The 14,274-nt window shown below is 66.8% G+C and carries 14 protein-coding genes; 4 read left to right on the top strand and 10 right to left on the bottom strand.

The window, feature by feature from the left end; genetic code table 11:
* Positions 1-13 precede the first annotated feature (13 nt).
* The gene (locus tag ABIB54_RS04870; protein ID WP_354574407.1) at positions 14-1,033 is read right to left on the bottom strand and encodes a glycerophosphodiester phosphodiesterase family protein; all 1,020 of its coding nucleotides are present in this window, start codon (positions 1,031-1,033) and stop codon (positions 14-16) included.
* Positions 1,034-1,090: 57 nt separating this feature from the next.
* Between ABIB54_RS04870 and ABIB54_RS04875 the strand changes: the two genes are divergently transcribed.
* From ABIB54_RS04875 to ABIB54_RS04890, 4 genes are all read left to right on the top strand, one after another.
* Complete coding sequence (locus tag ABIB54_RS04875; RefSeq protein WP_354574408.1) at positions 1,091-1,372, top strand: zinc-ribbon domain-containing protein; 282 nt, start codon at positions 1,091-1,093, stop codon at positions 1,370-1,372.
* 4 nt (positions 1,373-1,376) lie between these two features.
* On the top strand, positions 1,377-1,892 hold the full coding sequence (locus ABIB54_RS04880; protein ID WP_354574409.1) for a hypothetical protein: 516 nt from the start codon (positions 1,377-1,379) through the stop codon (positions 1,890-1,892).
* Positions 1,893-1,934: 42 nt separating this feature from the next.
* Positions 1,935-2,768: a Bax inhibitor-1/YccA family protein gene (locus tag ABIB54_RS04885; RefSeq protein ID WP_354574410.1), complete on the top strand. Its 834-nt coding sequence runs from the start codon at positions 1,935-1,937 to the stop codon at positions 2,766-2,768.
* A 197-nt stretch (positions 2,769-2,965) separates the two neighbouring features.
* On the top strand, positions 2,966-3,478 hold the full coding sequence (locus ABIB54_RS04890; protein WP_354574411.1) for a MarR family winged helix-turn-helix transcriptional regulator: 513 nt from the start codon (positions 2,966-2,968) through the stop codon (positions 3,476-3,478).
* A gap of 2 nt (positions 3,479-3,480) precedes the next feature.
* Here ABIB54_RS04890 and guaA read toward each other — a convergent pair whose 3' ends face one another.
* The 9 genes from guaA to guaB form a co-directional block, all read right to left on the bottom strand.
* Positions 3,481-5,067, bottom strand: coding sequence for a glutamine-hydrolyzing GMP synthase (gene guaA / locus ABIB54_RS04895; protein WP_354574666.1), 1,587 nt, complete (start codon positions 5,065-5,067; stop codon positions 3,481-3,483).
* Entirely contained in the window at positions 5,063-5,518 is a 456-nt protein-coding gene (locus ABIB54_RS04900; protein WP_354574412.1) for a DUF3817 domain-containing protein, read from the bottom strand. Before ABIB54_RS04900 ends, guaA begins: the two co-directional genes overlap by 5 nt.
* Before the next feature lie 4 nt (positions 5,519-5,522).
* Positions 5,523-6,350 (bottom strand): SURF1 family cytochrome oxidase biogenesis protein, encoded by an 828-nt coding sequence (locus tag ABIB54_RS04905; RefSeq protein ID WP_354574413.1) that lies wholly within the window; start codon positions 6,348-6,350, stop codon positions 5,523-5,525.
* Between the two features lie 4 nt (positions 6,351-6,354).
* Complete coding sequence (locus ABIB54_RS04910; RefSeq protein WP_354574414.1) at positions 6,355-7,707, bottom strand: cation:proton antiporter; 1,353 nt, start codon at positions 7,705-7,707, stop codon at positions 6,355-6,357.
* A gap of 2 nt (positions 7,708-7,709) precedes the next feature.
* The gene (locus tag ABIB54_RS04915) at positions 7,710-8,246 is read right to left on the bottom strand and encodes a cation:proton antiporter regulatory subunit (RefSeq protein ID WP_354574415.1); all 537 of its coding nucleotides are present in this window, start codon (positions 8,244-8,246) and stop codon (positions 7,710-7,712) included.
* Between the two features lie 83 nt (positions 8,247-8,329).
* On the bottom strand, positions 8,330-10,060 hold the full coding sequence (locus tag ABIB54_RS04920; RefSeq protein WP_354574416.1) for a glycerol-3-phosphate dehydrogenase/oxidase: 1,731 nt from the start codon (positions 10,058-10,060) through the stop codon (positions 8,330-8,332).
* Positions 10,061-10,094: 34 nt separating this feature from the next.
* Positions 10,095-11,213: a GuaB3 family IMP dehydrogenase-related protein gene (locus ABIB54_RS04925; RefSeq protein WP_354574417.1), complete on the bottom strand. Its 1,119-nt coding sequence runs from the start codon at positions 11,211-11,213 to the stop codon at positions 10,095-10,097.
* Positions 11,214-11,466: 253 nt separating this feature from the next.
* Positions 11,467-12,429: a hypothetical protein gene (locus ABIB54_RS04930; RefSeq protein ID WP_354574418.1), complete on the bottom strand. Its 963-nt coding sequence runs from the start codon at positions 12,427-12,429 to the stop codon at positions 11,467-11,469.
* 259 nt (positions 12,430-12,688) lie between these two features.
* Complete coding sequence (guaB, locus tag ABIB54_RS04935; protein WP_354574419.1) at positions 12,689-14,191, bottom strand: IMP dehydrogenase; 1,503 nt, start codon at positions 14,189-14,191, stop codon at positions 12,689-12,691.
* Positions 14,192-14,274 lie beyond the last annotated feature (83 nt).

Here is a 14,274-nt window from a genome sequence, read left to right on the forward strand (position 1 = left end):
GACCGCGGGCGGCCTACTCGACCCGTAGCGCAGACCTCGCCGCGATCGCGAGATCGGGCTGGTCGGTGAAGACCCCATCGACCCCCATGCCCATCAGCTCGAGGAACTCGGTCTTCCAGTCACCGAACCGGCTCGCGGATGGGCCGTTCCTCAGTGTCTCCGCGAGAAACCTGTTCTCGGCGCGCAGCGTCCAGCAGAAGACCGTGAGCCCAGCGGCGTGGGCGCGCGCGACGAGTTCGGCGCCGACGGGTGCGCCAGAGGCATCCGTGTGCTGCAGCAAATGCTTGTCGAAGCTGATGCCGTCTTCGCCGGCCGCAAGCGCCGCCATGCCGTCGACGGTGAGGTAGGACGAGTAGGGGAGAGCCTCGGCGCCGTGCCGGGCGACCTGGTCGGCGGGGGCGCCCTCGACGTCGACGAGGAACACATACCGCGCCCGCACTCCCCGGTCACGGATCTGCCCGAGCACCGTCTCTTCGAAGCTCTCGACCGTCAGCCTGTCGTCGTCGGTCCAGCCCGCCGCGGCAAGCTCCGCGGCGAAGAGTTCGTCGAGGGGCAGGCCGATCGACGCGAAATAGCTGGCGTGCTTGATCTCCGCGACCATGCCGATTCGGGCGCCACGAGCGCTCAGCGGTGCCGCGTCGAGCAGCGCCATCAGGTCGACGAGCCTCAGGATGCCTTCGTCCGGGTACTCCGTGTTGCGCGGCCGCACCTGGGGAAGCCGCTCCCGCGCGTTCAGCATGGCCAGCTCCGCCCACGTGAAGTCCTCGGTGAACCAGCCCGTGAGACTCACCCCGTCGATCTCTCGCGTCGTGCGACGGTCGGCGAACTCGGGATGTGAGGCCACATCCGTCGTGCCCGAGATCTCGTTCTCGTGGCGGATCACGAGCACGCGGTCCTTCGTCGCGACGAGATCGGGCTCCACGGCATCCACCCCCTGGGCGAACGCGAGCTCATAGGCCGAACGGGTGTGCTCTGGCCGGTAGCCGCTGGCTCCGCGATGACCGATCACGAGGGGGCCGGGTGAGATAGTCACGGGACAACGCTACGGGATGCCGCAGGCGCGCTCGGCGGACTTGCTACTCTCGTGGCCATGGGGAAATGCACGAACTGTGGGACGACGCTCGATCCGAGTTGGAAGTTCTGCATCGCGTGCGGTGAGCCCGCTGCGGCAGCCGAGGACACGGCGGTGGATGGCGCGACAGCCGCCCAGCAACGCGAGCCGATCCCCTCGGCCATCCGCCCCGACGAGCCGGACGAACCGATGCCCCGCAAGCGAATGGATGCGGCCGTCATCGTCGGAGTCGCCATGGCCCTCGGCGGCGGCGTGCTGATCATCCTCGTGGCGATCGCCGTCTTCAGTCCCCGGGGCTGAGGCCATGGCGACGCGCTCCGGCTGGCACGAACCGACCGCGCGAATCCCCCTACGCTGGGGCAGCTACCGCGTGCGCTATCCCGGCGCCCTCGCGCTGATCCTCGCCGGCGCGCTCGTGCTGCAGGCCGGATCCGCGTATGCCGACTACCTCATCGTTCTCGGCGTCGGAGCGCACATCGCCGGCTGGCTGATCCTGCCCGCGCGGGGTGCCCGACGGGCGGCGGTCGCGGTGCCGAGCGCGCTTCTCGTCGGCTCCCTGCTGATCGGGTCGATGGCCGCGGTGCTTCTCGTCGGGCCGTTCGCCTTCTGGCTGTTGCTGCGGCAGCGCCCCGGGCGCAGCTACCTCGCGACGCTTCTTCCGCTCGCCAGCGGCCTCATCCTCGCGCAGCTCTATCCGCAATACGGGGACGGAGCGATCGTGGTGGCCGTCTCTCTGCTGGTGATCGTGGCATCCGCGTGGATCGCGCGCTCGCTCGCACGGCCCCGCGCACTACGCCCAGAGCGCAGCCAAGGGGGGTGAATCCCCAGCATTTCGGATGCTTTTCTCGGTAAACTCGGCGCCATGGCTACCTCCAACCCGGCGTTCAATCGCTCCCCCGCGTTCTCCTCCAACCGCGATGTCGTCGCGAAGCTGCAGAGCTCGTCGGCGTCGGTGAAGACCGAGAACATGACCGCGGCCCAGCTCACCGATCTCTACAGCGTTCCTTCTGCGACGCCCAGCGACACCGACCGCATGACCTACGAAGACACGATGGTCAAGATCGTCGTCTCGTTCGTGATCCTCCTGGTCGGCGCCGCCGTCGGCTGGTTCTTCCCGGTGCTCGCCCTTCCGGCCGCCATCGTCGGCTTCGTGCTCGCGCTCGTCAACATCTTCAAGAAGAAGCCCTCCCCCGCCCTGGTGCTCAGCTATGCCGCCGTCGAGGGGATCTTCGTCGGTGGAATCACCGTGTTCTTCGAATCGCGCTTCCCGGGCATCGCCGTCCAGGCCGTTCTCGGTACCCTCGTGGTGGTCGGCGTGACCCTGGCCCTGTTCGTCAGTGGCAAGATCCGCGCCTCCAAGCGTGCCACCAAGGTGTTCCTGATCGCGATGATCGGCTACGGCGTCTTCTCGCTGATCAACTTCATCCTCATCGCGACCGGCGTCAATTCCGACGCCTTCGGCCTGCGCAGCGCGGAGATCCCGATCCTCGGAGGCATCCCACTCGGCGTCATCCTCGGCCCGCTCGTGATCATCATGGCGGCCTACTCGCTCGTGCTCGACTTCGACAGCATCAAGACCGGAGTTCAGCGCGGAGCGCAGCGCATTTACGGGTGGACCGCCGCCTTCGGCATCATGGTCACCGTCGTCTGGCTCTACCTCGAGATCCTGCGCCTTCTCGCCCTGTTGCGCCGATAACCTCCAGCCGGCCGCCGCGGCTCGCCGCGGCGTTCTGCACGTCAGTCCCACGACGGCGGATACCGTCGCCTCCATCAGGCTGAGCCAGAGACGCGCCACTCACGACACCCAACTACTGGGGGTCGCCGGGCCGTGCGCACGGCCCCGGCTGAACCTAGGCTTGAGTGCAGAGAAACCGCCGAACGAAGGAACAGTCCGTGACATCCGCTGAACTGGCTGCTCGGCAGGCGCCCCTCGTGTCGGATGATGCGCACCTCCTCGGCGATCCAGCGAGCCCCACGCGGCTTCTGGCGCGAGCCCTCCACCATCTCGACATCGAACATCGCCGCATCCGTGGTGTCTTCGCCGACTCTCTTCACGTGAGCGCGTCGGAGTTCAACTTGCTGATGCATCTGGGCGAAATCGGCGAGGTCACCCCCAAGGCACTGGCGCTGGAACTGGGCCTCACCACCGGCGCCATGACCGCGATGGTCGATCGGCTCGAGGCCGCCCAACTGGTCTTACGTCGTCCGAACCCGCACGATCGCCGCTCCCTCTACGTGCGCCTGTCACCCACCGGCCAGGATGCACGCGCGGAGGTATATCGCCGCTACTTCGAAGCGGTGGCACACGCCAACGAAAGCTGGAGACCGGACGGCGCGGCCGATGCCATCGAGGTGCTGGAGCACATCGCGCAAGCGATCCGCACCACCATCAGCCCGACGGAGTAGCGCTACTCCCACTCGATCGTGCCCGGGGGCTTCGACGTGACGTCGAGCACCACACGGTTGACGCCGGCGACCTCGTTGGTGATGCGGTTGGAGATGCGCGCGAGCACGTCGTAGGGCAGCCGGGTCCAGTCGGCGGTCATCGCGTCTTCCGACGAGACCGGGCGAAGCACGATCGGATGCCCGTAGGTGCGTCCATCCCCTTGCACGCCGACGGAGCGCACGTCGGCGAGCAGCACGACCGGGCACTGCCAGATCTCCTGGTCGAGGCCGGCCGCCGTGAGCTCGGCGCGAGCAATCGCATCCGCCTTGCGCAGCAGCTCGAGGCGGTCGCGCGTGACCTCGCCGACGATACGGATGCCGAGGCCGGGGCCGGGGAAGGGCTGGCGGCCGACGATGACCTCCGGAAGCCCGAGCTCACGACCGATGGCCCGCACCTCGTCCTTGAACAGGGCGCGAAGCGGCTCGACGAGGGAGAACTGCAGGTCTTCGGGCAGTCCGCCGACGTTGTGGTGGCTCTTGATGTTCGCGGTGCCGGTTCCGCCGCCCGATTCGACGACATCGGGATAGAGGGTGCCCTGCACGAGGAAGTCGATCGACGCGCCGTCCCCCGCCGCTTCCGCGACGAGATCGGCGGCCGCGGCCTCGAAGGAGCGGATGAATTCGCGACCGATGATCTTGCGCTTGGTCTCGGGGTCGCTGACCCCCGCGAGGGCGTCGAGGAACTGGTCGACGGCATCCACAGTGACCAGTCGCACGCCGGTGGAGGCGACATAGTCTTCCTCGACCTGGCGGCGCTCATCCTGGCGCAGCAGTCCGTGGTCAACGAAGATGCAGACGAGCTGGTCGCCGACGGCCTTGTGAACGATCGCCGCGGCGACGGCCGAGTCGACGCCTCCGGAGAGTCCGCAGATCACCCGGGCAGTCCCCACTTGGGCGCGGATGCGCTCCACCTGCTCGGCGATGACGCTTCCGCTGTTCCAGTCCGCCGGGATCCCCGCGGCATCGTGGAGGAAGTTCTCGAGCACCCGCTGGCCGAACTCGGAGTGCTTCACCTCGGGATGCCACTGCACCCCGTACATCCGCTTCTCGTCGCTCGCAAAGGCCGCGACCGGGGTGGATGCGCTCGAGGCGAGCACGGTGAAACCCTCCGGCGCCTTCGAGACCGAGTCGCCGTGGCTCATCCAGGTGGTCTGCTCTGTCGGCTGGTCGCCGAGCAGCGTCGAGTTGCCGGGCGCGAGGGTCACGGCGGTCGACCCGTATTCGCGCAGACCCGTATTGGCGACCTCTCCTCCGAGCTGTTGCGCCATCACCTGGAAGCCGTAGCAGATGCCGAGGGTCGGGATACCGAGCTTGAGGATGCCCGGGTCGAGGCTCGGCGATCCCGACTCGTAGACGCTCGACGGGCCGCCACTCAGGACGATCCCGGAGGGATTGAGGGCGGCGACCTCGGCCGCCGTGATCGTGTGCGGCACGATCTCGGAGTAGACGTTTGCCTCGCGCACCCGGCGGGCGATCAACTGGGCGTACTGGGCGCCGAAGTCCACGACGAGTACTCTCTGGTGGTCAGTCTCGCTGCGTGCCGTGCTAATGATTCGTTACCTCCGAGGGGGCGGCCGGAGCCGGGACGGCCTGTTCGAGCTCGGCGAGCTCGAGGCGCACGCGACGCGTGATGAAGTGCTCGACGATGAAGGAGAGGAATGGCACGACCCCGCCGAGGGCGATCTGGATGAAGCGCAGGAATGGCCAGCGCATGAAGCTCCACAGTCGGAAGTCGGCGAAGAGATAGACCACGTACAACCAGCCGTGGGCGATGAGGATGCCCGTCGACAGGTTGACCGCACGAACCGTGCCATCCGGAACCAGGGCGATGACACCCTGGCTGCCGCCGAGCTCGATCTCCCGCTGGATCGGCGTGTACTTTAGCACCATCTCGAGCACGAGCAGCAGCAGCAGGGTGCCGGTGACATACGCAGACACCCGGTACCACTTCACCGCCCCGCGGATCTTCGGGATGTCGGACAGTCGGGGTCGAAGCGCCATGAGCCTAGTTTACGTGGGCAGCGTGAGCGTCTGCCGCGCTTCCCTCGGCCGCTGCGGCCTCCGCGGCCTCCTCACGCTCCCGCTCCCACGTGTCGCGCACGAGCCGGTACCAGAGGAAGATCGCGAAGCCGGCGAAGACCACCCATTCGACCGCATAGAAGACGTTGAGCAGGTTGACCTCGACATTCGAGGAAGGCTTCGGCGAATCGATCCTGGTGAGACCGGCGGCGGGCTCGGCCGCGGTGAGGTAGCCGCCGTAGACTCCCGCGACATCCGGTACCTTCCAGGTGTTGAGGAACGCACCGGGCGTCATCGTGGAGAGCTTTCCGTGCTCGAAGTCGCTGTCCTGCGGGCCCTCGGCGGGGATGTACCGTCCCTCGATCGGCACCACAGCGACGCTCGACTGCTCTTCGAGAGCCTTCAGCGCAGAATCCGCACCCGCGCGGTCCCTGGACCAGCCGACCGCGACGGCCAGTCCGGCCGAGGTACCGGAGTCGAGCCCGGCGGAGAAGTGCCCGACGACCCAGTACCCGGGGACCGCCTTGTTCAGCCGATCGCTCAGGATCGAATAGTCCCCTGCATTCCAGCGACCGGATGCGGTCACCAGCTGCGCGTTGGCCCGATCGGTGACGGGAGACTGCGGTTTGGCCACATCCTCGAGCGGCACTGCCGTCTCGGTGTCTCGCTCGATCACCGTTCCGGTCGCCACCGCGCGCGCGAGCTGCCACTGGCTGAGTCCGGCGAATCCGGCGGCCACGACGAGCGCGAGAGCGAGGGCGCCGATCCACCGCGGTCGGCGGGCGACGCTCCATACCGTTTCTGTGTCGGTCATTCTGTCAATATTCCGGATCTCTCGTGCGTTCGGCCTGCGCGTCTGACTGCTGCATCGCCTGTTCGATCAGCCGGTCGGCGGCGGTGACGGCGTGCCCGGGCTCTCCGGCGTCGAGCCCCACGGTCGCGGCCTCGACCAAGGCGATATTCTCCTCCGCCATGATGGGAATCGGCTTTGCGGCAGATTTCTTCTTCTTCGTGCGCAGCACGACCCCGCCGATCTTCACCGAATTGGCCGCGAGGATCGGTCCCATGATCGACATCACGAGCACGTAGAGTCCCGCGAACGGCACGATCCGGCTGTCGAGTCCCGCACTGATCGAGAGCGTGGCGAGAATGAGCGCGAATTCGCCACGATTCTGCAGGATCACCGCCGCATTGATTCCCGCCTGGGGACCGAGCTTGTTGACCCAGGCCACGAACTGCCCGGCGATCACGTTGAGCACCAGTGTCATCACCACGGCTCCGGCAACGGGAACGACCACCGTCGGAAATTGCGAGATGTTGAGGGTGAGTCCGAAATTGAGGAAGAAGAACGCTCCGAAGACATCCCGCATCGGCAGCGAGAGGTTCTCGATCTTCGCCCGGTACTTGGTTGCGCCGAGCACGAGCCCGATCAGGAAAGCACCGATGGCATCCGTGACGCCGAGCAGTTCGCCGATACCACCGAAGGCGACAGCGAGCCCGAAGAACAGGATGGTGAAGAGCTCGTCATCCTTGGTGCGGAAGAGTTTTGAGACCCACCTGCCGCCCCAGCGCGCGATCGTGAACATCACGACCAGGAACAGGAATGAGACGCCCAACTTGCCGATGACCGGCCAGATGGCCGTCTCACCGCTGAGGACGACTCCCACGATGGCCAGGTAGATGGCGATGAAGATGTCTTCGACCACGGTGACGCCGAGGATCATCGGTGTCTCCCGGTTGGGGAGGCGGTTGAGCTCGATCAGGAGCTTGGTGACGATGGCGCTCGAGGAGGTGGCGGTGATACCCGCGATGATGAGCGCCTCGCGGGTGCCCCAGCCGACCCAGAATCCGAAGGCGAGACCGACGGCCATATTCACCAGGATGTAGGACCCGCCCGAGACGATCAGCTTTCCGGCGTTGCCGAAGAACTCGTCCTGATCGAACTCGAGACCGAGGTTGAACAGCAGCAGGATCAGCCCGAAGATCGCGATGAGTTCGATCTGCCCCGAGTCGAAGTTGAGCGGGAACCATCCGGTGTGCGGGCTCGCCAGCAGTCCCACGAGCATGTAGACCGGGATGGAGGGAAGGCCGATGAGCTTGCCCAGCCTGCCGAACACGTAGGCGATGAGGAGGAGCGCCCCGAGAATCGCGAGCTCTTCACCCAGGTGCACGACTAGGTACCCGGCGGCGCGTCGACGGGCATCCGGGTGGAAAGGGTCAACTCGCCCGTGCGGTAGAAGTTGAAGGCCTTGTTGACCTTCTCCGGAGAGCCGGCGACCACGAGGGTGTCGCCGGGGAAGACCTTGAAGTCGTCGGCCGGGGCTGGATTCGCCGATTCACCGCGCACGACAGCGACGACGGTGAGTCCGACGACGCCGTGGGAGGCGAGGTTGCCGAGCTGCTGGCCCGCGATGTGATCGTCATAATCGACCGTGAACCAGTCGATGGAGAGACCCGGGATCTGGTCGAGCTTGTCGAGGCCCTCGGTGATGCGGGTGCCGCCGAGCAGTTCGGCGAGCGTGTGAGCCTCGTCCTCGCTCAGGCGCAGGGAGACCTTGCTGGCATCCGATCCGTCTTCCTCGTCGGCGAAGGTGATCAGATCGCTGTGACCGGAACGGTGGGTGATGACGCCTGCCTTGCCGCCGTCGGCGGTCACGAAGGTGTGGAGGACGCCCACTCCGGGGAGTTTGACCCGTCGAACATCGACCATCGTGCTGACCCTTTCACCGACCGGACAATCAGCCACCATTCTACCGGGGCACCCCTGGGCGACCCCGGGAGTGCGGGCGGGGCCTACCGGCTCGAAACGATGTCCGGGGCTTCGAGCCGCACGCGATCGGCGGATTCGTCGTCGGGCTCGAGCTGGCTGTCGCGCTCGGCCTGCACGCGCTTGAGGTAGTTGTTGGTCTCCCGCTCCACCCTCGCCGCGTCCCAGCCGAGCACATCGCCCATCAGCTTCGCCGCGACCGGGGCGGCGGAGATACCGCGGTCCCAGGCCTCGATCGAGATGCGGGTGCGGCGCGCGAGCACGTCCTCCAGATGAAGGGCCCCCTCGTGGGTGGCCGCGTAGACGACCTCCGCTTCGATGTAGTCGTCCGCGCCGGGCAGCGGGGTGTTGAGCGACGGTGTCTCCCTGATGAGATCGAGCAGCTCGTCCGTCATCACGCCGTAGCGGTTGAGCAGATGCTCGATGCGCACCTTGTGCACGCCGAACGCCCGGGCGATCTTCGCCCGCTTGTTCCACGCCGCCTGGTAGCCCTCTGCGCCGAGCAGTGCGATGTCCTGGGTGACGCTCTTCGGCACGTTCGCGTCGAGAGCGGCGGCGGCGGCGTCGATCGCATCCTTCGCCATGATGCGGTAGGTGGTCCACTTGCCTCCGGCCACGACGACGAGGCCGGGCACGCTGTGCGCGACGATGTGCTCGCGCGAGAGCTTGGAGGTCTGGTCCGACTCCCCGGCGAGGAGCGGACGCAGCCCGGCGTAGACGCCTTCCACGTCATCGCGGGTGAGCTTCACCGCGAGCACGTCATTCACGTGCTGGAGGATGTAGTCGATGTCGGCCGCGGTCGCAGCGGGGTGGGACTTGTCGAGGTGCCAGTCGGTATCGGTCGTACCGATCAGCCAGTGGCGACCCCACGGGATCACGAAGAGCACACTCTTCTCGGTGCGCAGCAGAAGGCCCATGCTCGACTGGAAGCGGTCCCGCGGCACCACGAGGTGCACGCCCTTGGAGGCCCGCACCTTGAACTGGCCGCGCTCGCCCACCATCGACTGGGTGTCATCCGTCCACACCCCCGTGGCATTGACGACCTGCTTGGCGCGGATCTCGAACTTCTCGCCCGTCTCGAGGTCGTGGGCGGTGACGCCGACCACTCGCTCGCCCACCTTGATGAAGCCCTCTACGCGCACCCGGCTGGCGACGTGGGCGCCGTAGAACGATGCGGTGCGGGCCAGGCTCGCGACATAGCGTGCGTCATCCACCTGGGCGTCGTAGTAGGTGATGCCACCGACGAGCGCATCGTTGGACAGGCTGGGAATCGAGCGCATCACCTGGGTCTTGGAGAGATGACGGTGATGCGGCACACCGGGCGGCCGACCGCCGGTGTAGCTGAAGATGTCGTAGAGCAGCATGCCCGCGCCGATGTAGAGACGCTCGATGACGCGCTTCTTGAGCGGGTAGAGAAAGCGCACCGGCTTCACGAGATGAGGGGCGAGCCGCTGCAGCAGCAGGCCACGCTCGATGAGAGCCTCACGCACGAGCCGGAAGTCCAACTGCTCGAGGTAGCGGATGCCGCCGTGCACGAGCTTCGACGACCGGCTCGACGTGCCACTGGCCCAGTCACGCGCTTCGACCATGCCGACGCTGAGGCCACGGGTCACGGCGTCGAGGGCGCTGCCCGTTCCGACGATCCCGCCACCCACGACGAGGATGTCGAGTTCCTTCTCCTTGAGCGCAGTGATCGCATCAGCGCGCTCCTCCGGTCCCAGTTTCGATGAGCGGGTTACCGTCTTGAGCCTGGCCATCTCTGCCTCCGTCAGTCGTGCTGGTTGTTCGGTGCTACTTCTGGTAGGGCGCGACCACCACTTCGACCCGCTGGAATTCCTTGAGGTCGGAGTACCCGGTGGTCGCCATCGACCGGCGCAACGCGCCGACCAGGTTCACGGTGCCATCCGCAACTGTGGATGGGCCGAAAAGAATCTGTTCTAGTGGCGCGACCTGGCCGACCTCGACCCGGTTGCCGCGCGGGAACTCGCTGTGGTGCGCCTCCGCACCCCAGTGCCATCCGCCGCCCGGTGCCTCGGTGGCTCGCGCGAGCGTCGACCCGAGCATCACGGCGTCCGCTCCAACGGAGAACGCCTTGGCGATGTCCCCGGAGGTGCCGAGGCCGCCATCGGCGATCACGTGCACGTAACGCCCGCCGGACTCGTCCATGTAGTCGCGACGTGCGCCGGCGACATCCGCCACCGCGGTCGCCATGGGCGCGTGGATGCCGAGGCTCGCGCGCGTCGACGATGCCGCTCCCCCGCCGAAGCCGACAAGCACTCCCGCGGCCCCCGTGCGCATGAGGTGAAGCGCGGGGGTGTACCCGGAGGCGCCGCCGACGATCACCGGAACATCCAGCTCGTAGATGAACTTCTTGAGGTTGAGGGGCTCCTGGTTCTGGGAGACGTGCTCGGCGCTCACTGTCGTGCCGCGGATGACGAAGAGGTCCACTCCGGCCTCGACGACCGTCTTGTACAGCTCCTGGGTGCGCTGGGGTGAGAGGGCAGCGGCGACGGTCACTCCGGCGGCGCGGATCTCGGCCAGGCGGGAGATCACGAGCTCCGGCTTGATCGGCTCCGCGTAGATCACCTGCATGCGTCGAATGGCGTCGGCGGCAGGAAGGGCGCGGATCTCCGCGAACAGCGGCTCCGGGTCCTCGTAGCGCGTCCAGAGCCCCTCGAGGTCGAGCACCCCCAGGCCGCCGAGCTTGCCCATGAGAATCGCCGTGGCGGGAGAGACGACCGAGTCCATCGGCGCCGCAAGGAACGGGATGGAGAACTGGTAGGCGTCGATGCCCCAGTTGACCGAGACATCCTGGGGGTCCCGAGTGCGCCGATTCGGCACAATGGCGATGTCATCGAAGGCATACACCCGGCGAGCGCGCTTGGCGCGGCCGATTTCTACGTCACTCACGGGTTCAACCCTACCCGGGGTGCGCGGCCGGGGTATCCCTTGCCCGGTGGGTTCGCCACGCGGGGCGGCGGTGTGCCCCGCGCCGCGCGGTGCGGCGTCGCGCCCGCGCCGCGCGGGGCGGCGTCGCGCCCCGCGCTACCAACCCGGGCGTTCGCGGACACTCCGGGCCGGAACGCCGGCCCGGAGTGTCCCTATTCGCCCGACACGTGCCACGCGAACAGTGCCGTGACACCCGATGACGGTCACAGAGGACCTAGGCACGGATACGCCCCGACGGCAGCCCCGCTTCACGAAGCAGGGTGAAGAGGGATCGCGGCTCCATCGTGTCAGCCCACAACCACCGTGCCACCGAGGGCCCAAGGGCCCGAAGCCGGTCCTCGCGCTTCTTCTCGGCGACCACGATGTCACTCACTGACAGGCCGGAGTCGAACGCTCCCCTCGTGTACCTGAGAAGCCCATCGAATTCTCCGATGAGGCGGAACCTCGGCCACCAGAAGTCCGCGTATCCGATGAGGCCCAGCCTGTCGTCGAATCGCTGCTGAAGCACCGGCGCGGGAAATCCCAGCTCATGGATCAGCGCCCGGCTCAGTGACTCCCCCGGCGAACCGGAGAGACCGTCACCGAACTGGATCGCTCGGCTGACCCGGCGGTGACCTCGCGATATCTGCAGTGCGGAGACGGCATCCCAGAGATCCTCGATGGTGATGCTCGGCTTCGGGGAATTGTCAGTGCCCGGGCGGATCGCCCAGTCCAGCGCAACCACGGCTGCGGGAAACGGCAGGACAAGGGCCAGGTCGATGATCGTCCGTCGCAAGCTGGTCACCGGGACCCCGTGGAGGAACTCGATGTCTCCCTCGAGATCGCGGGTCGCATGGCGGTGAAACGACCCTTCGGTTCTGCTCCCCGACGATTCACTCGCGAGCACGTCGACGAGCTTGGGGAGCGGACCGATCAGCGGTATGCCCCAGACGACCGCCGCCGACCGATGGCTGAGCGTCGGATGTGTGCGACTGGCACTCGTCGCTGCGACGACCTGGTGCCGATACTGCTCGGTGCGATCGAGACTGCGCCATACGGTCGCGGGGAGGTAGGCGCCCCGATGAATGCGAACCGCATCCCCGCGCAGGGCCGCTCGCCGGAATGGTCGACCGTCGAGGTCGAACTGGCGAAGCTCAGAGATGTACGTGATGTCGCGGATGGGGGCGATGTTCTCCATGGGCAGAACGATGCCGCACGGGGCCGCGCCTGCCGCTCGGTCTAGCCAACAGGGGAGAACTCATCGCGCCGCCGCTGCGGGGGAGGAGGGGTCCCCATGACGCGACTCACCCGAACTGCGGGTGAGTGCGGACAGCGCGGGCCGGCACGCCGACCCGGAATGTCCGCAAACGCCCGCAGTGGCGGCGAGGGCCGCGGAGCGCGCGGCGAGGGCCGCGGAGCGCGGCGACACCCGCGCGGCGACACCCGCGCCGCACCCGCTACCGCGAGTAGTTCGGCGCTTCCACCGTCATCTGGATGTCGTGAGGGTGCGACTCTTTCAGCCCCGCTGCGGTAATCCGCACGAACTTGCCCTTGGCCTTCAACTCCGGGATGGTGCGAGCGCCGGTGTAGAACATCGACTGGCGAAGGCCCCCGAGCAGTTGGTATGCCACGGCCGACAGCGGTCCGCGGTAGGGCACCTGGCCCTCGATCCCCTCGGGGATGAGCTTGTCGTCGGAGGGGACGTCGGCCTGGAAGTAGCGATCCTTCGAATAGGAGGTCTTCTCCCCGCGGCTCTGCAGCGCGCCGAGCGACCCCATGCCGCGGTACTTCTTGTACTGCTTGCCGTTCACGAAGACCAGGTCGCCCGGGCTCTCGTCACAGCCGGCGAGCAGCGACCCGAGCATCACGGTGTCGGCTCCGGCGACGAGGGCCTTGGCGATGTCACCCGAATACTGCAGACCGCCATCGGCGATCACCGGGATGCCGGTCTCGCGCGCCGCGAGAGAGGCCTCGTAGACCGCGGTCACCTGCGGCACCCCGACGCCGGCCACCACGCGGGTGGTGCAGATCGAGCCCGGACCGACGCCCACCTTGATGGCATCGACGCCGGCATCCACGAGCGCCTGCGCGCCCGCTCGAGTCGCCACATTGCCTCCGATGACGTCTACCTTGCGGGCGACTGGATCGCTCTTCAGGCGGCGGATGATGTCGATCACTCCCGCACTGTCTCCGTTGGCCGTGTCGACAACGAGCGCGTCCACTCCCGCGTCGATGAGAAGCATCGCCCGCTCCCAGGCGTCACCGAAGAAACCGATGGCGGCCCCCACCCGCAGCCGGCCGTTCTCGTCTTTCGTCGCCTGAGGGTATTGCTCAGACTTGTCGAAGTCCTTCACCGTGATGAGACCGCGAAGGCGGCCGGATGAGTCGACCAGCGGCAGCTTCTCGATCTTGTGCTGTGCGAAAATGGCGATCGCGTCATCCGGATTGATCCCCTCCGGTGCGGTGATCAGCGGCATTCGTGTCATCACGTCACGCACGAGCGTCGTGGACTTCTCGAACGGTGAGACGAACCTCATATCGCGATTCGAAATGATACCGACCAGGATGCCGCTCTCATCCACCACGGGGAGCCCGGAAATCCGGAACTGGCCGCAGAGCACATTCACCTCCGCGACCGTCGAATCCGGCGTGGTGGTGACGGGGTTCGTGATCATGCCCGATTCGCTGCGCTTCACCCGGTCGACCTGCTCGGCCTGGTCGGTGACCGAGAGGTTACGGTGCAGTACACCGAAGCCTCCCTGGCGCGCAATCGCGATGGCCATCCGAGACTCCGTGACGGTGTCCATAGCGCTCGACAGCAACGGTGCCGCTACCCGGATGCGGCGACTCAACCGCGAGGATGTATCTGCTTCAGACGGGATCACATCGGTGTGCCCAGGAAGCAACATAACGTCGTCATAGGTGAGTCCAACGAAACCGAAAGGGTCCGGCTGATCCATGAAATCCTCATTCTCGTGCGAGCGTTGATCAAACTGCCCGGGCTACGACAATAGATTCCGGTATTCAATCTTAACCGCGCTGA

The organism is Frigoribacterium sp. UYMn621 (assembly GCF_040549525.1).
In the GTDB taxonomy this organism is placed as follows: Bacteria; Actinomycetota; Actinomycetes; order Actinomycetales; family Microbacteriaceae; genus Lacisediminihabitans.